This window comes from Streptomyces sp. P3, from assembly GCF_003032475.1.
Lineage (GTDB): Bacteria > Actinomycetota > Actinomycetes > Streptomycetales > Streptomycetaceae > Streptomyces.
In genome coordinates, this window is sequence record NZ_CP028369.1 from 8,431,443 (window position 1) to 8,452,413 (window position 20,971).

The 20,971-nt window shown below is 70.4% G+C and carries 17 protein-coding genes; 8 read left to right on the forward strand and 9 right to left on the reverse strand.

The window, feature by feature from the left end:
• Positions 1-119: 119 nt before the first annotated feature.
• On the reverse strand, positions 120-617 hold the full coding sequence (locus tag C6376_RS37320; RefSeq protein WP_254076233.1) for a DUF6415 family natural product biosynthesis protein: 498 nt from the start codon (positions 615-617) through the stop codon (positions 120-122).
• A 189-nt stretch (positions 618-806) separates the two neighbouring features.
• Between C6376_RS37320 and C6376_RS37330 the strand changes: the two genes are divergently transcribed.
• Positions 807-2,195: a Tat pathway signal protein gene (locus C6376_RS37330; protein ID WP_173985810.1), complete on the forward strand. Its 1,389-nt coding sequence runs from the start codon at positions 807-809 to the stop codon at positions 2,193-2,195.
• A gap of 72 nt (positions 2,196-2,267) precedes the next feature.
• A complete protein-coding gene (locus tag C6376_RS37335) occupies positions 2,268-2,768 on the forward strand; it encodes an SAM-dependent methyltransferase (RefSeq protein ID WP_107447433.1) in 501 nt (166 codons plus the stop codon).
• 62 nt (positions 2,769-2,830) lie between these two features.
• Here the strand turns inward: C6376_RS37335 and C6376_RS37340 are convergent, their stop codons facing one another.
• Complete coding sequence (locus C6376_RS37340) at positions 2,831-3,340, reverse strand: ATP-binding protein (protein ID WP_254076234.1); 510 nt, start codon at positions 3,338-3,340, stop codon at positions 2,831-2,833.
• A gap of 131 nt (positions 3,341-3,471) precedes the next feature.
• Between C6376_RS37340 and C6376_RS37345 the strand changes: the two genes are divergently transcribed.
• Positions 3,472-4,713, forward strand: coding sequence for a helix-turn-helix transcriptional regulator (locus tag C6376_RS37345; RefSeq protein WP_107447435.1), 1,242 nt, complete (start codon positions 3,472-3,474; stop codon positions 4,711-4,713).
• A 63-nt stretch (positions 4,714-4,776) separates the two neighbouring features.
• Here the strand turns inward: C6376_RS37345 and cutA are convergent, their stop codons facing one another.
• Positions 4,777-5,103: a divalent-cation tolerance protein CutA gene (gene cutA / locus C6376_RS37350; RefSeq protein WP_107447436.1), complete on the reverse strand. Its 327-nt coding sequence runs from the start codon at positions 5,101-5,103 to the stop codon at positions 4,777-4,779.
• A gap of 1,003 nt (positions 5,104-6,106) precedes the next feature.
• Here cutA and C6376_RS45925 point away from each other — a divergent pair.
• Both C6376_RS45925 and C6376_RS37365 read left to right on the forward strand, forming a co-directional pair.
• Positions 6,107-6,304, forward strand: a complete 198-nt coding sequence (locus tag C6376_RS45925) for an AlpA family transcriptional regulator (protein WP_107447437.1) — start codon at positions 6,107-6,109, stop codon at positions 6,302-6,304.
• Positions 6,295-7,686 carry an integrase gene (locus tag C6376_RS37365; RefSeq protein ID WP_107447438.1) on the forward strand — a complete coding sequence of 464 codons (1,392 nt, stop codon included), beginning with the start codon at positions 6,295-6,297 and terminating at the stop codon, positions 7,684-7,686. Before C6376_RS45925 ends, C6376_RS37365 begins: the two co-directional genes overlap by 10 nt.
• 160 nt (positions 7,687-7,846) lie before the next feature.
• On the opposite strand, the gene C6376_RS37370 is transcribed toward C6376_RS37365, so the two are convergent.
• The 4 genes from C6376_RS37370 to xylB form a co-directional block, all read right to left on the reverse strand.
• On the reverse strand, positions 7,847-9,370 hold the full coding sequence (locus tag C6376_RS37370; protein WP_107447439.1) for an aldehyde dehydrogenase family protein: 1,524 nt from the start codon (positions 9,368-9,370) through the stop codon (positions 7,847-7,849).
• A 204-nt stretch (positions 9,371-9,574) separates the two neighbouring features.
• Entirely contained in the window at positions 9,575-10,843 is a 1,269-nt protein-coding gene (locus tag C6376_RS37375; RefSeq protein ID WP_107449410.1) for a GAF domain-containing protein, read from the reverse strand.
• 532 nt (positions 10,844-11,375) lie between these two features.
• On the reverse strand, positions 11,376-12,593 hold the full coding sequence (locus C6376_RS37380; protein WP_107447440.1) for an ROK family transcriptional regulator: 1,218 nt from the start codon (positions 12,591-12,593) through the stop codon (positions 11,376-11,378).
• A gap of 62 nt (positions 12,594-12,655) precedes the next feature.
• Positions 12,656-14,101 (reverse strand): xylulokinase, encoded by a 1,446-nt coding sequence (gene xylB / locus C6376_RS37385; protein ID WP_107447441.1) that lies wholly within the window; start codon positions 14,099-14,101, stop codon positions 12,656-12,658.
• A 137-nt stretch (positions 14,102-14,238) separates the two neighbouring features.
• Here xylB and xylA point away from each other — a divergent pair, with 137 nt between their 5' ends.
• Both xylA and C6376_RS37395 read left to right on the forward strand, forming a co-directional pair.
• Positions 14,239-15,405 carry a xylose isomerase gene (xylA, locus tag C6376_RS37390; RefSeq protein WP_107447442.1) on the forward strand — a complete coding sequence of 389 codons (1,167 nt, stop codon included), beginning with the start codon at positions 14,239-14,241 and terminating at the stop codon, positions 15,403-15,405.
• 178 nt (positions 15,406-15,583) lie between these two features.
• Complete coding sequence (locus C6376_RS37395) at positions 15,584-16,009, forward strand: hypothetical protein (RefSeq protein ID WP_107447443.1); 426 nt, start codon at positions 15,584-15,586, stop codon at positions 16,007-16,009.
• Positions 16,010-16,090: 81 nt separating this feature from the next.
• Here the strand turns inward: C6376_RS37395 and C6376_RS37400 are convergent, their stop codons facing one another.
• Together C6376_RS37400 and C6376_RS37405 are read right to left on the reverse strand one after the other, a co-directional pair.
• A complete protein-coding gene (locus C6376_RS37400; protein ID WP_107449411.1) occupies positions 16,091-17,452 on the reverse strand; it encodes an SWF or SNF family helicase in 1,362 nt (453 codons plus the stop codon).
• A gap of 38 nt (positions 17,453-17,490) precedes the next feature.
• Positions 17,491-20,517, reverse strand: coding sequence for a DEAD/DEAH box helicase (locus C6376_RS37405; RefSeq protein WP_254076235.1), 3,027 nt, complete (start codon positions 20,515-20,517; stop codon positions 17,491-17,493).
• A 261-nt stretch (positions 20,518-20,778) separates the two neighbouring features.
• Here C6376_RS37405 and C6376_RS37410 point away from each other — a divergent pair, with 261 nt between their 5' ends.
• Complete coding sequence (locus C6376_RS37410; protein WP_107447444.1) at positions 20,779-20,961, forward strand: hypothetical protein; 183 nt, start codon at positions 20,779-20,781, stop codon at positions 20,959-20,961.
• The last annotated feature ends 10 nt before the right edge of the window (positions 20,962-20,971 follow it).

A 20,971-nucleotide genomic window follows, 5' to 3' on the forward strand; every position in this document is an offset into this window, starting at 1 on the left:
GTTGCCGGGCGGCGGTAGGTCCTCGACGGCTCGTGCAGGGCCGGCCGCCTGCTCGCCGCGAAGCACCAGCCAGGCCGTCGGCCCGAGGACCAGAGCGATGACGACGGCACCGGTCACCGTCATGTCCGCGGCACCGAAGCGGCGAAGACCAGGCAGGCCAGGGCGAGGGCGAAGACGGCCCCGCGCAGCACGTTGACCCTGGGCTTCCGCCAACGCCGCCCGCCCTCCACGCTGATCGGCCTGGGACCGCCGCGTTCCACGTGTGCCATCAGCTCCTGGGTGGCCTCGGCGAGCCTGACCAGGTACACCCGGCTCGGCATGTAGCCCTCGGGGACGCTGTCGGAGCAGAGCCGCTGCGCGCGCAGCAGGGCGGGAATCCCCGGAGCGGTCCGTGCGCCCAACTGGGCAACGTGGCCGCGCAGAAGGCGAACGAGGTCCTCCACATCGGCAGCGCTCTCGGGCAGTGGCGAATCCTCGCCCAGCACCAGCGTCACCGTCTCCGACGCGGCCACCACGTGATCGCGCGTCGGCGCCGGCACCTCAGTGACGGGCGCTCGCCGCCCGCGCTCTCCCACGGGCTGGTTGCCGTCTCGGTGAGGGTCCAGCGAAAGGCGCATGACGCAACTCCTGTTCGGATCAAGCCAAAGTGAGCCGAGATCGCCGGGCGGAGCCGACGGCTGGCATGCGAAGTGAGTGACCTGGCAGCTACGTTGAGCGAACCGTGAATCCCGTCCGAGGGGTATGCCTGTGCGGACGGGAAGGCCGCCAAAGGCGCCAAAGATCATTTCGGAACCGAGGGGCAGTCCATGGCCCGTGAACGAAACGTCGCCCTCGCCGCACTCCTGCGCGAAGCAGGCTGGTCCCAGCCGCAAGCAGCCGCCGCTGTTGCCCGCGTGGCCGCGGAGTGCGGAGTGCGCGAGCTGGAGGCGATCTCCCGCTCGCACATCTCCATGTGGGTGCTCGGCACGAAGCCGAGTGGCAGAGCGCCGCATATCCTGCGCGAGACGCTGTCCCGCAGACTCGGCCGCCGCTTCTCCCTGGCCGACCTCGGGCTGGAAGAAGCGCCGACAGGCACGACCGACACCGGATCCGACTGGAGCGTCGACCCTCTGACCGCACTGGCCGAGCTGGGAAGCGACGATCTCGATATGCACCGACGCAAGCTGCTGGCCACCGCCGCCTACTCCGCGGCCGGCCTTGCCCTGCCCACCACGTCGTGGTGGGCAGCCGCCCCCGATGCAGCGACGAACCGCCGACCGGCCTCCTCGCGCTCGGTGACTCAGGCCGACGTCGACGACGTCCGCGACCTCACGGTCTACTACTCCGCGCGCGACCAGCAGCGAGGCGGCGCATCCGGCCGCAAAGCCCTTGCCAGCCACCTGCTCGACGGTGCGGTACCGCTGCTTGGCGGCCGATTCCGTACAGATCAGCTTCGCCGCGACACGTACTCCGCCGTGGCGGAGATGACTTACCTCGCCGGTTGGATGGCCTTTGACGCCAGTGAACACCGCACTGCTCAGCGCTACCTCACCATTGCCGCCCGTATCGCGGCGGAAGCGGGAGACGGACCGCTCGGTGGTCATGTCCTGCGCGCCCTCGCTCACCAGGCCGTGGACCTCGGGCATCCACGCCGGGCGCTGGCCCTGGCCGACGCCTCGATGTCCCGCGACCGCTACGGCCAGGCCAGCCATCGTGAAAGGGCGCTGCTGGCGATCGTCCATGCACGCGCCCTCGCGTCCGATGGCGACCGGGCCGGCACCCTCGCGGCCATTAGCCGCGCGGAGCGGGACCTTGCCCGCGCCGACGCCACCGAGGCACCGGCCCGCGTCGGCTTTTTTCAGGAAGCCTCCCTCGCCCACGAGACGGCCTGCGCTCTGCGTGACATGGGCCAGCCTCGGGATGCGGAGATCCACTTCAAGCGCAGCGTGGCCACGCGCCGACGCCAGCAGTTCGCCCGTACCCACAGCGTGACGCTCGGCTACCTCGGCGCTGTCCAAGTCCAGCAGGGACGCCTCGAAGAGGCATGCGCGACCTGGAACGAAGCACTCGACGCCATGGCCGGTATCCAGTCCGGGCGAGCCCGCGACGTCATCGTCCGCATGCAGAGCGACATCTCGCCCGTCCGGCAGCGCGGTGGTCGCTACGTCGCCGAACTGGACCGTCGCGCGCGAGGCATGTTGCGCGCCATAGGCTGACCACAGAACCGTTTCGCGGCGCTGACCGGAGGTCGCCGCGCACGCTACGCCCAGGGAGAGGAACGAGCGCTGATGCCGACCTACGAGGTCAAGTCGATCGCAACGGTAGTGGGCGGCCACACCCGCGTGCAGGACGACTACCAAGGCGGGGCCGAATCGATCATCCGGCTCGACGACGCGTATCCCCTCGAAACGCTGCAAGGAATCGAGGAGTTCTCCCACCTGACCGTGACCTGGCGCTTCCATCTGGCCCGACCCGAAGACGTCCAGCTCCACGCACGCAGTCCAAGGGGAAACCAGAACTGGCCGACGACCGGCACGTTCGTCCACCGCAACCACCGGCGCCCCAACCAACTGGCGGTCAGTTACCCGCGGTTGCTCAAGGTCGAAGGCAGGGACCTCCTGGTCACCGATCTCGACGCCGTCGACGGGACGCCCGTCATCGACCTGGCACCGTACTTCGAACAGATGGGGCCCCAGGGCCCGATCCGTCAGCCCGCATGGCCTGGCGAGATGCTTGAACCGAACTACTGGGCGAAGGCAAGCGAACGGCCCTCCGAGCGTCCCCTGTAGGGGAAGTGACTGAGCTGCCTGACTCGTCAACCACATGGCCGGGAACCATTTGGAAGTCGGGCTCAACCCGCAGCCCTCGCATACCGGAACTCACACCACGTCTCCTCGCCGCTGCTCTCCCACGCGTCTGAGATCGCATCGACAAGCCGGATCCCGCGACCGGATTCACCGTCGGGTCCGGCTGCATTGAGTACAGCTGGGGCCGGATTGTGATCGGTGACCGAGACGCGCACCACGTCGACGGCCACCGTGATCCGGAGCACGACTTCTCCCTCGCCGTGAACCACGGCGTTGGTGACCAGCTCCGAGACGGCCAGTACGACGACCCCCGCCACCGGCTCCGAAACACGGCACAGCCGCAGGAACGCCCCGGCTGTCTGCCGCATCTCCCCAACTCTCGCGAGCTCAGGGAGAAAGGCCGCCTGACAACCAAGGGATGGCGTCGGCATGCCTGGCCTCGCCGATGTGCTGTGCCGGTCTTCGTGAACCGACCTCGCACATGGCACGCCTGCCACGTCGGCAAAGCTACGGATGCCCCCGCCGGGCGGGGTCTCCTCTTGGAGCCTGGTCATGGGGGCTATCGCACCGCGTGGCGACACCGTAGACCAGGGGAATCCAGAGGGGGAAAAATCTGTCAAGGGGGAAAGCAGGAGGGGGAATTAAGGCCATGATTGGATTCCGCCCACCAACAGAGGTCACACTCATGCCAGATCCGTTCGCCGACCTGCTCCTGCGGCTTCGGCAGGATGCGGGCCGGACACAGGAGGGGCAGGCAGAGGCGATCAACGCTGTCTCCGGCCGGGACACCATGACCCGCCGAGAGATCAGCCGCTATGAGAACTTCGAGAACATCCCTACCAGTCACACTATCGGCCACATCGCGGCGGCCTGCGGTGTCCCCTTCGAGGAACTACAACGGGAGGCCAAGGCTGCCCGCGCTCGGAAGAGAAAGGGGCATGCCAATGCAGGGGAGGACCTGGACGCCGTGAAGCGTCGCACGCTGCTGGGTGGCGCCGCTGTCGGCGTGAGCGCGGCTGCCGAGCCCTGGGGGCGCCTCGCCTTCGCCCTCAGCAAGGAGTCCAAGATCGATTCGCCCTCCGCCGGCGCGCTCATCGACCGGGCCGCTGAACTACACGTCCAGGAACTCAACCTCAGCGCCCGGCGGCTACAAAGCACGGTCGAGTCGCATCTTGACGCGATCACCGCGGCTCTGCCCCGTGCCGGCGAACACGAGCGGGCTCTCACTATCGCCGCCGGAGAAACCGCTGCCCTTGCCGGTTGGGTGGCATGGGACCTGGGCGAGCACGACAAAGCCGACGCCTACTACAAGGTCACGTCGCAGTGCGCGACGACCGCCGGGCACCCTCCGCTCCGAGCCCTTGCCCTGACCTACAGCAGCTACGGCGCCTCGACGCCGAAAGCGAAGTTGGAGTTACTTTCCCAAGCGGCCAGCGATGTACGAGGCCACGGCAACGCTACTGCTGCCGCCTGGGTCCTCGGCAGGCAGGCGGAGGAGGCTGCGGCGGCCGGCGACGAGATGGGGGCGCTCCGGGCGTTGGAGCGAGCGCGCTTCGCCTACGACTTCGCGGATCACACCAGCGAGCAGGCGTGGGTCCGGTTCGTGACCCCGTACCGCATGGACTCGCTGGCCCTATCTGTATACGGGCAGTTGGGGCGTCCCGAACTCACCGCTACAGCAGACACCGCAGTCGACCGCCTCGGAGACGAACTCCCGGACGGAGGCGTCGTGGTCCTCGGTGATCTCGCATCGGCCCTGCTGCGTGGAGGTGACGTCGATCAAGGGGTCTACGTGTCACGCCAGTTCGCCGCAGCGGCACAGGCCAAGCCCAACACGATGGGCAAGGAGCGCGCATCGACTATCGCAGCGTCGCTCCCCGACCGAGAACAGGACCTTGCCGTCTACCTGCGGCAGTTCGCCTCCTGAACCCCCTTGTGCCGATACAGGGCCGAACTCAGGACGCGAACGCCGTCGTAGTCCCGTCGCTTCTCAGCCCTGTGCCGTCTCCTCAACAACCCAGGACAAATACGCCTCCGACCCGCCGGTCACGGGCAGCGTGATCCACTGGGGGACGTCGTACGGGTGCTTCTCGTGCAGCCACGCCTCCAGTGCCGGGAGACGGTCCGGCGTAGTCATATACGAGATCCGCCACTCGTGCGCCGTCTCGACCTTCCCCTTCCACCAGTAGAAGGCTGTGATCGGCGCATCAATGTGAACGCCCGCTGCCAGCTTGCTCTCGACCGCGCCCCAAGCCAGCGCCTTCGCCTGATCCTCGTTGTCACTGGTCGTCTGCGCGATCACGATCTCGTGGGCCATGCATCTACCTCTCCAGCTCGGATACCGCGACCCTACCCAGCCGTTCAGCGCACGCCGACAGTCGGTCGCTACCGGTCAAGATGGGCGGGACTCACCCACCGGCCTGGATCAGGCAGTCGGCAGCCCGTCTTCCAGGGTGGCGCGTCGCTTTCGGCAGCATGGTGAAGGTCCTCTTGTCTACGAGACACGGGCAGCGAACTTCATGACGAAGATGCCGGGATGTCTTGCGCCTCAACGGCCCTGTGACAGAGGGGTTCCACGCAGCTGTCGGCATGCATTCGCCGACGGCAGACAAGAAAGAACTCCAAAGGACTGGAAACCTCCGCCAGGAGCATGTCAACGTACAACTTCCCGGAAAACACCAGGTCAGAAGTACCGCCCACACCGGGCTCCTTCTGGCGTCGTCCCTTGCTAGGAGGTTGGTCTGTCGGTTCCCGCTATTTTGCTTCGCCCGCTTCCCTTCCCCTGTCCTCTTCGCGCTCGGCGCACTGAGCGCTTGGTCCGGCCACGGCCGGTGACTACGGCACCGTGTCCACTGGGCTGGGCGTTTGCGTCTTTGCGGCCGGACTGTTTGGCGAGGATCTATTGCAACGCAGCCATCGCCTCGACCGAGCAGCGCACCCAGGATCTGCAACTTGGCACGTGGCCCCGGCCATTAGGGCTCCTGAGCGTGTCGCAGCGCGAAATCTTGACGGACTCACTGATGAGGGTCTGCTGGTAAGCGCCACGGACGGCGCCACTCCCGCACTGCGCTCATACCGGTTGACTTTCTAGCTGAAGCCAGCGCGGGAACATCCGGACTCTGGCGATGCGGCACGCAATATAGACCACGATCGCCGGTTAGCCAAACCGGCGATCGTCGCGACCATTGAGGAGTTCGCAGCGGCTGCGCTTGGCGGTGGAGCTGTGCGGATGCGGTGAACTTCCATGCCAACGCTCAACTGAGTTAGCTCTGTTGTGCCTCCCAGCGTCTGGCGACTCGTTGAAATCTTCAAGGGAAAAAATGGCTCGCCCTCCTGCGCTCAAACTCTCCGAGGTTCTGGCGGAAATCCGAATGAGCCCGTCAGCGTTCTACCGCTTGCGCGCTCGCGGTCAAGCGCCCCGAATGATCAAACTTCCGAATGGTGAACTCCGCTGCCGCCGCGTCGATCTAGACGCGTGGTGGAAAGCGTGTGAGGGGGATACGCCTGAATGGCGATGAGTTACAGAGTTCGATTTTGGGACACACGTGAGCGGCCGGACCGTCGCAAGGGGTTCGAGGTTCGGTGGACGGTCAATGGGCGGGAGAAATCCGAGTCCTTTCTCACGAAGGGGCTTGCGGAGAGCCGACGTTCTAAACTAGTGACTGCCGCGCGCGACGGCGAGCCGTTCGACACAAGGACGGGCCTGCCGGCCTCCGAGCTTCGGGCCCTGAAACAGCGCACCACCTGGTATGTCCTCGCGCAGGAGTACATCGAGCAGCGTTGGGACCGTACGCCGGGAAATACACGTCGAACGCTTGCCGACGCTCTCGCGACCATCACTCCAGCCTTCGTCGAGCCAGAGCACATGTCCCGGGCACCTCGTGAACTGCGGAGGGCACTGTATTCATGGGCTTTCAACAAAAAAGCCTGGAGGGAGGATCCGCCCGAGGAGTGGCAGGCAGCGCTGGATTGGCTGCAGCGCCATTCACTGCCCGTGAGCGAGTTGGCGGAGCCCGATGTTCTGCGCCGGGGACTCGACGCTCTGTGCCGAAAGGTCGATGGGGCAGCCGCTGCAGCGAAGACTGTGAAGCGCAAGAAGGCTGCCGTCAACGAGGTGTTCGGGGTCGCAGTGGAACGTGGGTACTTCACCCAGAACCCGCTGAGCGGCTTGCGGTGGTCTGCGCCGGAAGTTGCCGACGAAGTCGATCCGGACTGCGTGCCCAATCCGGCGCAGGTGGGCCGCCTGCTTGCTGCGGTGAGGGCGCTGCCCGGTCGAGGCCCACACCTGTACGCCTTTTTCGGGTGTATGTACTACGCCGCGATGCGTCCTGCTGAGGTTATTCACTTGCAGAAGTCCCAGTGCCGACTGCCAGCGAGTGGATGGGGGCTCCTCAACCTGAAGGGCGGGGTGGTCACGGCGGGGAAGGAGTGGACGAATGACGGTGCAGTTCACGAGGTCCACTCACTGAAGCGACGGGCGGCCAAGGCGACGAGGCCCGTGCCCATCCCGCCTGTGCTGGTGCGCATGCTGCGCGAGCATATAGAGAGTTTCGGTGTCGCGCCCGATGGACGTCTGTTCCGCAATGCAGCGGGAAACTACGTCGATCCTTCCGCGTACGGCATCACATGGGGACGTGCGCGTGAGGCCGCACTGACTCTCGATGAACACGCCCTTGAGCTTGCGAAACGCCCCTACGACCTGCGCCACGCAGGAATCTCATTCTGGCTTGCCTCCGGTGTCGACCCGGCAGAGTGTGCGCGCCGCGCCGGACAAAGCATCCAGGTCCTCTTCCGCTACTACGCCAAGTTTCTGGCCGAGGCACGGAACCATGCCAACAGCCTGATCGAGGAGTCGATGCGAAGGTGGGTGGGGCAGGACGGCAGTGCAGAGGACGCATGAACCGAGCCTTGGCCCGGAAATGCCCCGGAGCAGCTGGTCAGAGGTGGGATAGCAGTGGGACATATCAGGAGTTACTCTGCACTTCACCCCGTGGCTTAGATGCAGGCCGGGAAGGGCGCCTGTCAGGTGAAATGCCTGGTCAGGCGCCCTTTTTTGGCGTCTAGAAGAAGCCCAGTTTCTTCGGCGAGTACGACACCAGAAGATTCTTGGTCTGCTGGTAGTGCTCCAGCATCATCTTGTGTGTCTCGCGCCCGATCCCGGACTGCTTGTAGCCTCCGAAAGCGGCGTGCGCCGGGTACGCGTGGTAGCAGTTGGTCCACACGCGCCCGGCCTGGATCGCCCGGCCGGCGCGGTACGCCGTGTTGATGTCCCGTGTCCACACCCCGGCTCCGAGGCCGTACGACGTGTCGTTGGCGATCTTGATGGCGTCGTCGAAGTCGTCGAAGGAGGCTACCGAGACGACCGGCCCGAAGATCTCCTCCTGGAAGATCCGCATGCGGTTGTCACCCTCGAAGATCGTCGGCTGGACATAGTATCCGCCCTTCAACTCGCCTTCGTATTGGGCGCGTTCACCACCAGTGAGGATCTTGGCGCCCTCCTTCCGGCCGATGTCGATGTAGGAGAGGATCTTCGCGAGCTGGTCGCCGGAGGCCTGTGCGCCGATCATGGTGTCCGTGTCGAGGGGGTGGCCGGGCGTGATGAGCTCGGTGCGGGCGACGGCCGCCTGGAGGAAGTCACCATAGTTGCCGCGCTGTATGAGGCCGCGCGAGGGGCAGGTGCAGACCTCGCCCTGGTTCAGCGCGAACATGGTGAACCCTTCGAGGGCCTTGTCCCGGAGGTCGTCGTCCTTGTCCCAGACGTCGTCGAAGAAGATGTTCGGTGACTTGCCGCCGAGTTCCAGCGTGACCGGCTTGAGGTGCTCCGCCGCGTACTGCATGATCAGCCGGCCCGTGGACGTCTCGCCGGTGAAGGCGACCTTCGCCACCCGTGGGCTGGACGCGAGTGGTTTGCCCGCCTCCGGTCCGAGCCCGTTGACGATGTTGACCACGCCCGGCGGCAGCAGGTCGGCGATCAGACTCATCCAGTAGTGCAGCGACACCGGGGTCTGCTCGGCGGGCTTGATGACCACCGCGTTGCCCGCGGCGAGGGCGGGCGCGAGCTTCCACGTGGCCATCAGGATGGGGAAGTTCCACGGGATGATCTGCGCGACGACGCCGAGCGGCTCGTGGAAGTGGTACGCCACGGTGTCGTCGTCGACCTGGCTGAGCGAGCCCTCCTGGGCGCGGATGGCGCCGGCGAAGTATCGGAAGTGGTCGATGGCCAGAGGGATGTCCGCCGCCAGCGTCTCCCGGACCGGCTTGCCGTTCTCCCAGCTCTCCGCGACGGCGAGGGGCTCCAGGTAGGCCTCCATCCGGTCGGCGATCTTCAGCAGGATGTCGGAGCGCTCCGTCGCCGACGTGCGCCCCCAGCCCGGCGCGGCGGCGTGCGCTGCGTCCAGCGCCCGCTCCACGTCCTCCGCGGTACCGCGTGCCACCTCCGTGAAGGTCTCCCCGGTCACCGGCGAGGGGTTCTCGAAGTAGCGCCCGAGAGCCGGCGGGACGTACTCGCCGCCGATGAAGTGGTCGTAACGTGTCTGGTAGGAGACGATCGCGCCTTCGGTGCCGGGCGCCGCGTAACGGGTCATCCTGCTCTGCCTCCTTCAGCAGTGCTGCCCGCCGTTGGACAGCTCTTCGCGGAAGGCTAGGGAAGCGGACGTTGCAACCACGTTGCGCGACGGCGGAGCACGCTGCACGCAGGGCGGAGCGCCCCGTACCGGTCATCCGGCACACCGCGCTCGGCGGCCGGCCACCCACCAGCCGTGTGCGCGACGCCTGCGGCGAAACACGCCCTAAGGGCGCGGCCACCGCGGCGGGGTCGTCAGCTCCGCCTGGAGCGATGCGAGACGCGTCCGCGTCGCCGCCGTCGGGCGGGCCTGCGCAAGTGCCCGCCACACGTCGACGTCGTCCTCGCCCCACGGTGCGTGCGCCCAGTTCGCCAGCAGATCCGGGTCGCCGCAGGCGATCAGCGCGGCACGCAGACCCTCGGTGAGCCGACGTCCGAGCCGGACCACCGCCGGCGCCTGCGACCCCGGCAGCGGAGGTCCCGCGTACGCGGTCGCCGCCGCCGTGACGGCGCCGGTCGCCAGCCGTCTCTCGACGACGGCCAGGTCCGATTCGCAGGCGATCGTGAGCCGGTAGGGACGCGATGCCAGCAGACCGGGGCCGAGGATTCCGCGCAGCCGGGCGAGCTCGGCCCGCAGGGTCACCGGCGTCACCGACTCGTCCTCGTACAGCGCGCAGAGCAGTTCGTCGCCGGTGAGTCCTTCGGGGTGCCGGGCCAGGAGCAGCAGGATCTCGCTGTGCCGACGGCTCAGCCGCAACTCCCGGTCGCCCGTGACCAGTCGCGCCTCGTCCCGGCCCAGCACGCTCAGCCACGGAGTGTCGGCACCGGGCTGCGCCGGGGCGAGCAGGGCCAGATGAGCCTCGGCGGCCCGGGCGACGGCCTGGACGAAACCCAGGCTGTGCGGATGCGCCAGCCCGTTGCCGCCCGTGATGTCCACGGCGCCCAGCACCCGACCGGTTCGAGGGTCGTGCACCGGCGCGGCCGCGCACGTCCACGGTTGCACCCGTCGTATGAAGTGCTCGGCCGCGAACACCTGCACCGGCCGGTCCAGGGCGACCGCCGTGCCCGGGGCGTTCGTCCCGACCGCGTTCTCCGACCACCGTGCCCCGGGCACGAAGTTCATCCGCCCGGCGTGGCGCCGTGTCTCCGCGTGGCCCTCCACCCACAACAGCCGTCCGTGCGCGTCGCACACCGCCAAGAGATGCTCGCCGTCCGCGGCGAACGTGCCCATCAGCTCGCGGAACAGCGGCATCACCCGCGCCAGCGGATGCTCCGACCGATAGGTTCCGAGGTCGCCGTCGGTGAGTTCCACGTCCGCGGTGCCGTCGGGGCCCACGCCGGCCCGCGCCGAACGCCGCCACGAGTCGGCCACGACGGCACGCACCGGCCGCGGCACGGTGCCCGCCTCCGTGAACGTCTCATGGGCCCGGCGCAGAATCCTTACCCGTTCGGCGGGGTCGGCCCCCGGTTCGAGGGCCACCCAGGGATCGTTCAACTCGTCCTCCTGGAAGGCGATACGGCTGGGGACATCGTCACGCCCGGTGCGCGAGCCGACAACCGTCCGGACGACCCCCGCCGAAACCAGTTCCTCCGGTCCCGTCCGGCCCAGGCCCGTCCGTCCCGGCCCCTCCGGTGCGGACGCGGCCGACGAACCGCCCGGACCGACTCCGGTCTCGGTCCGGACCGGGGTCGGGGCGATCGTCGCCCGACACCTCATGGTGTCCCACGACCCGCAGCCGTGTGCCCCGCGTCCGGAATCCGTGGACGGCACGGCGTTTGTGGACAACCTCCTCAGGCGAACGGGGGGTTTCGCTCTCCGGCGCGTCCCGGCCTGGCGCTCTCCGGCGCGGTGGGTACGGCGCCCTCGGTGTGCTCGGCCCGAGAGGCACGCCCGGTGTCTTCGGTATGACCGCGGTCGATCGGTTCGCGGGAACGAACAGCGCACCTGACGGCCCGCGGCCCGCGCCGCTCGTACCGGCTCGGCTCTCAGCCCGTTCAGCCCGTTCAGCGCCCAGTCCGCTCGGCTCTCAGTTCGCTCGGACCCGCTCCGCCACCGTCGCCGGGTCGTCCAGGACCGCCCGCACCACCGAGTGCGCGGCGCCGAGCAGCGGTCCTTCGGGGCCCAGCAGCGAAACGGAGACAGGGCGAGCGGGGCCCGCGGTGCGCCGGGAGAGCTCGGCCTCGAGCGACGGGAGGAGCCAGGGCGCGAGGGCGGCCAGAGCGCCGCCCAGCACGACTCCCTCGGGGTCCAGCAGGTTGAGCGCCCCGGTGAGGGCGATGCCGAGCGATGTTCCGGCCTCCCGAAGGGCACGCCGTACGTCCGGATCGCCGGCCGCGGCCCGTCCGGCGAGGAGGCCGACGCGGTCCTCGCCCGGTTCCAGCCCGGCCGCGCGCAGCACCGCTTCCTCGCCGGCGTACTGCTCCAGACATCCGCGCCCGCCGCACACGCACGCCGGGCCGTCGGGGTGCACCGGCACATGGCCGAGCTCGCCCGCGAAACCGCGGGTGCCGCGCAGCAGGGCGCCGTCCACGACGAGCGCGGCGCCGATGCCGATCTCGGCCGACACGTGCAGGAAGTCCCTCGGGGTGTCCGTGCCGAGCCAGAGTTCGGCCAGGCCGCCGAAATTGGCCTCGTTGTCCACGGTCAACGGGTACTCCCCGGGCAGCAGCGCGCCGAGATCGACGTCCTGCCAGTCGAGGTTCGGCGCGCGCACGACCGTACGGGCGTCCCGGGCCACCAGGCCCGGCACGGCGACGGACAGTCCGGCGGGCCACAGCCCCTCGCGTTCCGCGGCCCCGACGACCTGGTGCAGGAGTTCAGCGAGTTCCCCGACGACCGGCCCGGGGGAGCGGCCGCGGTTCGTGCCGTGTCGCATGGCCCGGGCCCGTACCTCGCCACGCAGATCGACGGCACAGACCGCGAGGTGGTCGACTCCGATCTCGGCGCCTATGCCCGCCGGACCGCGCCCGCTGACGGCGAGTGCCGACCCGGGTCGGCCCACCCGGCCGGGGCGTTCGGGACCGAGTTCCTCGAGCAGTCCGGTGCGTATGAGTTCGTCGACGAGGGTCGACACCGCCGCCCGGGTCAGACCGATCCGCGAGGCGATCGCGGCCCGCGAGAGCGAGCCCTCGGCACGGACGGCGTGCATCACCCGGGCCAGGTTGCGGCGGCGCATGCCCTGCTGGGTGTCGGGAGTCGAGCGCCCCCGGCCGGCCGGCCGGGCCTCGTGCAGCGGTGCGGTCATGCCTCCGTCGATTCGTCGATTCGTCGATGCCGGGTTGTCGAACGGGTCGGTTTCTTCGATGGTCAGTGGGCGTTCGTGCTCCGCTCCAGCAGCGGGGACGCGTCGGAGACTACCCCGGCGATTCTCGTCAGTGTCGCCTCGTCCCGCTCGACGGCGTCGAGGACCGGGCCCCGGGCGGTGTTCCAGCGACGGGCGACGGCGGCAGGGTCCTCGCCGGTCAGCAGCCCCGCCGCCTGCGCGGCGGCCCCCAGCGCGACGAGTTCCTTCGCCTCCGGAACCCGGACCGGACGCCCCGACAGCCGGCGGACGGTCTGCTGCCAGGCCGTGCCCCGGGCGCCGCCGCCGATCAGCAGCAGCGGTGCCGAGCGGTCCGCGTCCTCGTCGAGGACGAGGTCGAGCGCGCCGAGCAGGGAGTGCACGGCCCCGTCGTAGGCGGCCTGGAGCAGTTGGCCGGCGGTCGTGTCGTGACGCAGACCGTGCAGCACGCCCGACGCGTTCGGCAGGTTCGGGGTGCGTTCCCCGTCCAGGTAGGGCAGGAGCGTGAGGTGAGCGGTGGGCTCCACGGCCTCGCGGTCCAGACCCAGCAGAGTGGCGACGCGGTCGACGGCGAGCGTGCAGTTCAGGGTGCAGGCCAGAGGCAGCCAGTCGCCGTGGGCGTCGGCGAAGCCGGCCACGGTGCCGGTGGGGTCGGTGGGGCGGCGCTTGGCCACCGCGTACACCGTGCCCGAGGTGCCGAGGCTCAGCACGGGCGTGCCGGGACGCAGCCCGAGGCCGAGCGCCGCCGCGGCGTTGTCCCCGGTGCCCGGAGCGACCAGCGTTCCCTTGGCGAACGGCAGGTCGTGGCTGTCGCGCACGGTGCCCGCCACCTCCCCGGGCCGCACCACGCGGGGCAGCAGGGCCGGGTCGAGCCCCACATGGGCGAGGATCTCCTCGTCGTACGCCTCGGTCCCCGAAGCCCACCAGCCGGTGCCCGACGCGTCGCCACGGTCGGTGGTCCCTTCGCCCGTGAGACGCTCGGTGAGGTAGTCGTGGGGGAGGCGTACGGCCTTGGTCGCGCGCAGCGCCTCCGGCTCGTTCTCCGCCAGCCACGCCCACTTCGTCACCGTGAAGGAAGCCGCCGGCACGGATCCGGTGCGCTCCGCCCAGATCTTCGCTCCGCCCAGCTCCTCGGTCAGCCGATGCGCCTGGGGAGCCGAACGGACGTCGTTCCACAGCAGCGCCGGGCGCACCGGGTCGCCCCGCTCGTCCAGCGTGACGAGTCCATGCTGCTGGCCGCCGATCGACACGGCTGCGGCTTCGCGCGCCGCGTCGCCGCACTGGTGCAGCGCCTCGCGCAGGGCGTCCCACCACTGGCGCGGGTCGCTCTCGCGGCCGGCCCCCGAGGACACGGTGTGCGGTGCCCGGCCGCTCGCGACGACGGCTCCGGTGGCGGCGTCGACGACCAGGACCTTCGTGGACTGGGTGGACGTGTCCACGCCGACGACGAGCGGACCCTCGGCTGCTGACATCGGGTTCTCCCTCAAGTTTTTCCGCGGCTCTGCGGGATCTGTCTTCCCAGAGATGCGTTCGCATACTAATTTGTAAACGGCCATGACGAAATAGTTCGCCACCACCCCGCACGACAGACTTCAAGCAAGGAGCCGGCATGAGCTACCAGCCCACCCCCGACGACAGGTTCACCTTCGGCCTGTGGACCGTCGGCTGGCAGGGAAGGGACCCGTTCGGGGACGCCACGCGGCGTGCCCTCGACCCGGTCGAGACGGTGACGCGCCTGGCCGAGCTGGGCGCCTACGGCGTGACCTTCCACGACGACGACCTCATCCCGTTCGGATCCTCGGACAGTGAGCGCGAGGAGCACGTCAAGCGCTTCCGGCAGGCCCTGGACACCACCGGCATGACCGTGCCGATGGCCACCACCAACCTCTTCACGCACCCCGTCTTCAAGGACGGCGCGTTCACCGCGAACGACCGCGACGTGCGCCGGTACGCCCTGCGCAAGACGATCCGCAACATCGACCTCGCCGTCGAGCTCGGCGCGAAGACGTACGTGGCCTGGGGTGGCCGTGAGGGTGCGGAGTCCGGCGCCGCCAAGGACGTCCGCGTGGCGCTCGACCGCATGAAGGAGGCCTTCGACCTCCTCGGCGAGTACGTGACCTCGCAGGGTTACGACCTGAAGTTCGCCATCGAGCCCAAGCCGAACGAGCCGCGCGGCGACATCCTGCTGCCCACCGTCGGCCACGCCCTGGCGTTCATCGAGCGTCTGGAGCGTCCGGAGCTGTACGGCGTCAACCCGGAGGTCGGCCACGAGCAGATGGCCGGGCTGAACTTCCCGCACGGCATCGCGCAGGCGCTGTGGGCGGGCAAGCTCTTCCACATCGACCTCAACGGCCAGTCCGGCATCAAGTACGACCAGGACCTGCGTTTCGGCGCCGGTGACCTGCGCTCCGCGTTCTGGCTGGTCGACCTGCTGGAGAGCGCCGGCTACGCGGGCCCGAAGCACTTCGACTTCAAGCCGCCGCGCACCGAGGACCTCGACGGCGTGTGGGCGTCGGCGGCGGGCTGCATGCGCAACTACCTCATCCTCAAGGAGAGGGCGACCGCCTTCCGCGCCGACCCCGAGGTCCAGGAGGCCCTGCGCGCCTCCCGCCTCGACGAGCTGGCGCAGGCCACCGCCGCCGACGGCCTGGAGAGCCTGCTCGCCGACCGCACCGCCTTCGAGGACTTCGACCCCGAGGCGGCCGCCGCCCGCGGCATGGCCTTCGAGCAGCTCGACCAGCTCGCGATGGACCACCTGCTGGGCGCCCGGAGCTGAGCCGCGCACGCGCACGTGTGGGCGCCGGGCGCCCACACACGCGCGTGCCGCAGAACGTTCCCCGTCCGGTCGGCCTCCGTACGCAATACGCCGGAATCATGTCCTCCGTGCCATGAACCGGTATCAAGTCGCGTGCGGGGGTCGCCCTCCGAGCGGTTTCACGGCCACGCTGAGCGGTATGGCCATGCCGCCCGTACCGCCTCAGCCGCCCGGACCGCCGGGGGACATGCCGCCTCCCGGCGGCTTCGGACCGCCCACCGCCCCCTACGGAACCGGTGCGGCGGGTGATCCCGGCGGCCCCGGCCGACGGCGCACGAACCCGCTCTTCGTGGTGCTCGCGCTGCTGGTCCTGGCCGCGGCCGTCGTCGCCGTCGTGCTGATGGCCTCGGGAAGCGGCGACTCGCCGGACGACAAACCGACGACCGGGGACAGTGCCACGAACTCTCCCGAGCCGTCCGTCACCCTTCCGTCGGGCCTGCCCAGCGGCTTCCCAAGCGGCTTCCCCAGCGACCTGCCCAGCGGCTTCCCCAGTGCGCTGCCGACCGAGCTGCTGCCCAGCGACCTGGAGTCGTTGCTGCCGTCGGTGGGGGATCTTGTGCCGTAGCCGTAGCCGTAGCCGTAGCCGTAGCCGTAGCCGACGTCACCGACCCCGGGGCCGACCCCGTGAAGCACGACGTCCGTGTGCCTACGCTGTGAAAGCGGGGGGCACTTCCGGCGGGGAAGGCACCTCCGTCGGGGAACGCGTCTCCGTGCGGGAAGGTGCTTCCCCGCGGTCGGGGAGAGCTGCGGCCAGGGCCGTCGCCGGGTCGTCGTCGGCGTCCCCGGCCGGCATCCAGCGGCCGCCCTCCTCGCGGTACGGCCACCAGCGGCCGTCCCGTCCCAGCCGCAGTTGGCAGGCCTCACCGGCGACCGTCCACCGGTTGGCTCGCGCCCGCAGCGCCGGCCGCTCGTCGTCCTCCCAGGCGGCTTGCAGTGCGGCCCGCGCGCGGGCGAGCGCATCGCCTTCGACGGCCCACTCCTCCTCCAACACCGACAGGGCCGCCGGCCCGCCGTGCTGCCAGGCTCGTACGGCCGAGGCCAGCTGTTCCCGGCTGCGCCCGGAGCCGACGGCCAGCCGTCCGGCCACGGCAGCGAGCCGATGCGCGCCCTGAATGCTGCCGACGGCACCGGACGCCAGCCGTACGGCGTCCTGGGCGACCGACAACCGCCACGGCTCCGCACCCGGCCCCGGGCGCTCGCGCAGTGCCTGAGAGAGCAGCAGGTGCGCCGCTGCGGCGGTCCGGGCGGCCAGGTACTCCAGAGCGGCGGGCTCCACCCCTGGCGGGGCCGGCGCGTCCGTGTCCAACGCGCACGCAATGCCCGGCTCCGGCGGGAGCGGGGGCGCGGCGGGCAACGCGGGCAGGATGTCCCCGGCGGCGTACGCCTCCGCCGCGTCCACTCCTTCGGCTCGGGACGCCGCCGACGCCGATACCGCCGGAGCGCCGGCGCCGCGCTCCTGGAGGCCGTCCAGCAGGACCCGTTCGGAGCGGCCCCGAAGCAGCAGCAGGACGAACGGATCCTGGTCGAGCAGCCTTGCCACCTGGTAGCAGAGGGCCGCCGTGTGGCCGCAGTGGTCCCAGGCGCCGCAGTCGCAGGCCGCCTCCAGGTCGCCGAGCCCCGGCAGCAGGTGCACACCTGCGGCGTCGGCGTCCTCGACGAGATGGGGCGGCATCTCCCCGTCGAGCAGTGCGGCCGTGTGGCCGGCCTGTTCGGCCGTCAGATCGAGGAAGCGGTCCCACTGCGCGGCCGATAGCGTGTCGAGCAGCACGTCGGCCCGGTGCGGCGTGCGGTCACGACCGCGGACGACGGCCGTGATACGGCCCGGCCGCACGGTCACCGCGCCCACGGAGCCCGCGCGCGCGAGTCGCCGGCCCGCCCTCACCTGCTCCCCGTCCATGGCGCCGTCCTCCAGCGCCGTGAGCCACGCCCTGCCCCACCAGGTCTGCGCGAACCCTCTCCCGTGCGCGGGAGGCAGCGCCGCGAACGTGTGTTCCTCGATTCGCGCCATGCGTCCCTCGCCGCGCCGCCCGGCGCTGTCGTGCCCGTTCATCGCGTGTTCCCTCGCAGTTCCACCAGATCGGCCAGCTCGGCGTCCGTCAGCTCCGTGAGCGCCGCCTCTCCGGCCTCGAGGACGGCGTCCGCGACAGCCTGCTTGCGTCGCAGCATGTCGGCGATGCGGTCCTCGATCGTCCCTTCGGCGATCAGCCGGTGCACCTGAACGGGCCGGGTCTGGCCGATGCGGTACGCGCGGTCGGTGGCCTGCGCCTCCACGGCCGGATTCCACCAGCGGTCGTAGTGCACGACGTGCTCCGCGCGCGTGAGGTTGAGCCCGGTGCCCGCAGCCCGCAGGGACAGCAGGAACACGGGGATCTCGCCGTCCTGGAAGCGCCGGACCATGGCCTCGCGCTCGGCGACCGGCGTGCCGCCGTGCAGGAACAGGGCGGGGACGCCCCGTGCGGCCAGGTGCTGTTCCAGCAGCCGCGCCAGGCGCACGTACTGCGTGAAGACCAGCACGCTCGCCCCTTCGGCGAGGAGAACGTCGAGCAGTTCGTCCAGGAGTTCCAGCTTCCCGGAGCGTCCGGCGGTCTTCGGCCGGTCCTCCTTCAGGTACTGCGCGGGATGGTTGCAGATCTGCTTGAGACCGGTCAGCAGTTTCACGATCAGGCCGCGCCGCGCCATGTCGTCGGCTTCGGCGATGGCCGCCAGGGTCTCGCGCACCACTGCGTCGTACAGGCCCGCCTGCTCGTCGCTGAGGGAGACGGGCCGGTCGGTCTCGGTCTTGGGCGGCAGCTCCGGTGCGATGCCCGGGTCCGACTTGCGCCGGCGCAGCAGGAACGGTCCGACCAGCCTGGCGAGCCGCTCCGCCACCGCCGGATCCCCGCCGCCCTCGACGGCTCGCGCATAGTGCGCGCGGAAGTGGCCGAGCCGGCCCAGAAGGCCTGGTGTCGTCCAGTCCAGGATCGCCCACAGCTCCGACAGATTGTTCTCCACCGGAGTGCCCGTGAGGGCCACCCGCGCGCGCGTGCCGATGGTGCGCAGCGCCCGCGCGGTCGCCGAGTACGGGTTCTTCACGTGTTGGGCCTCGTCCGCAACGACCAGGCCCCACGGGACCGTGCCGAGCCGTTTCGCGTCCAGCCTCAGCGTGCCGTAGGTCGTGAGCACGAACTCCCCGCCGGCCGGCGCCGCGAGGTCACGACGCGGGCCGTGGAAGCGGCGTACGGGTGTGCCCGGTGCGAACCTCTCGATCTCCCGCTGCCAGTTGCCCATCAGGGACGTCGGACAGACCACGAGGGTGGGGCCCTCGGCCGCCGCGTCCGTCTGGCGGTGCAGGTGCAGGGCGATCAGCGTGACGGTCTTGCCCAGCCCCATGTCGTCCGCGAGACAGCAGCCCAGGCCGTGGGACGTGTTCCGGACCAGCCAGTCCAGCCCGCGCCGCTGGTAGTCGCGCAGCGTGGCGTCGAGGGCGACGGGCTGCGCCACCGGCTCGTGTCCCTCGGGCCGCGTCAGCCGCTCCCGCAGGGTCGACAGCCACCCGGCGGGCTCCACGTCGACCCGGCTGCCGTCCACCTCCGTGGAACCCGTCAGGGCCGCGCTCAGGGCGTCCACGGGTGTCAGCTCGCGGTCCTGCCGGGCGGCGGCACGACGCAGCTCCCCGGGGTCGATCAGAACCCACCGGTCGTGCAGCCGTACGAGCGGCCGCTTCGCCTCGGCCAGGCGGTCCAGCTCCTCACGCGTGAGCTGCTGTCCGCCGAGCCCGAACCGCCAGGTGAACGTCAGGAGGGCGTCCGCGGACAGGGACGACGGTATTTCCGACCCCGCCCGTGCCGACCCCGAGCCCTCCTCCGGGGGGCCGACGACCGCCCGGGCGGTCAGCGTGCGGACCAGCTCTCGGGGCCAGTGCACCTCGACCCCTGCCTTCGCCAGCGCTCGAGAACCGTCGCCCAGGAGATCGATGATCTCCTCGTCGACGAGATCGACGGCCTCGGGGACCGTGGCCGACAGCAGCGGAGTGAGCGCGGGCCAGGCTCGCGCGGCACGGCGCAGGGCGAGCAGGACGTCCGTCCGCGCGCGGGGTCCGAACGCCTCGCGCGTCACCTCGGGGCCGTCCCAGAGCTCGGCGGCTTCGGCGACGAGCGCGGGGTCGCCGACGCTGTGCACCTGCGGCACGGCCCGGAAACCGGGCGCAGTTCCCCCCGGGCCGGCGCCGGGGCCGAGGCCGGGGGAGAGGGAGCCGGATGTTGTCCCACCGGCTCCGCGGACGTCGGTCCGGGACTCGGCGGCGCCGTTTTCGCCGACTGCCGGTCCCTCGACGGCCGGTTCGCCGACCGGCGGTTCGTGTCCGCCGAACCCCGATTCCCCGATGCCCGACACCTCGATCCGCAGCGAGATCCGTACGCCGGCTTCGTGGCCTGCGGCGACGTCGGCCGCCCAGCCGCGCAGCTCCGGCACGGCTTGTGGCTGCCGCGCCGCATACGCGGGTCCGCCGGTGACGAGCTCCGCGGCGGGTGTGCGGGGCAGTGCGTCCGCGACGGCGTCCAGAAAGGCGCGCAGCAGCCACTCGGGGGCGGGGATCCGCGGCGGCAGGGCGTCGTCGACCGGGACGGCGTGCGCCTCGGGCGGCATGGAGGCGGCCAGTCGGCGCACCTGCTCGACGTCGTCCGGGCCCAGTGGGCCGGCCCGCCAGGCGTCGTGGTCCTGCACGGACAGGCCGGGCAGCAACAGGCCTCGCGCCGTGAAAGCCAGGGACAGCAGGGCGGCTGCACCCCAGAACGCGGTGGAGCGGTGGGCGTCCGGGGCGGTACGCGCGCGGACGAGTACGGGAAGGGCGTCCAGTACGGGCATCAGCAGGACGGGTACGCGGGTGACCGCCACGCCGGAGTCGGTCGGGCGGACGACGGACAGCGTCGCGGACGGACCCTGCGCCCCCCGCGCCCCTGGGACAGGAGGGGCCTCGCCGTCGGATCGCCAGAACGCGACGCTGCCGGGCCGGGCCTGGGCGCCCGGCACGAACAGGGCGCAGCAGCGGACCAGTTCGGAGCTCCGGGGTGATACTTCCGTGGAATCCCTCTGCACGGCGATGAGCCTGCTCCTCAAGTTTGACTACCAGGGCGGAGTCGCCGAGGGTACAGCACGGGGAGGGCGCGCGAGGTCCGGCGTGACGGTCGGGGGACGCCCCCGGCGCCATGTCCGGCGTCGAGGGACCCGCAGGCGCCTCGGGGGCATCTCGGGGACGCAGTTCAGGGACGTCTCAGGGTCGCTGCCGGAACCGCGGGCGGCGCGGAGCCGTTTTCATGGCAGAGAGCGGCAACAGCCGCGCAAGGAGGCGACGCACACATGTCGAAGAACGCGAAGATCGCCGCAGGGGGTGTGGTGGTAGGGCTCCTCCTGCTGATCTGGCTGCCCTGGTGGGCCGCCCTGCTGATCGTGGTGGGGGTGCCCGCCGCGGCCTACCTCACGCTGGATCCTTCGCAACGGCGCAGGCTGCGCCGTGTCACGCGCAAGGAGCTCGGCCGCTGAGCGACGGGGA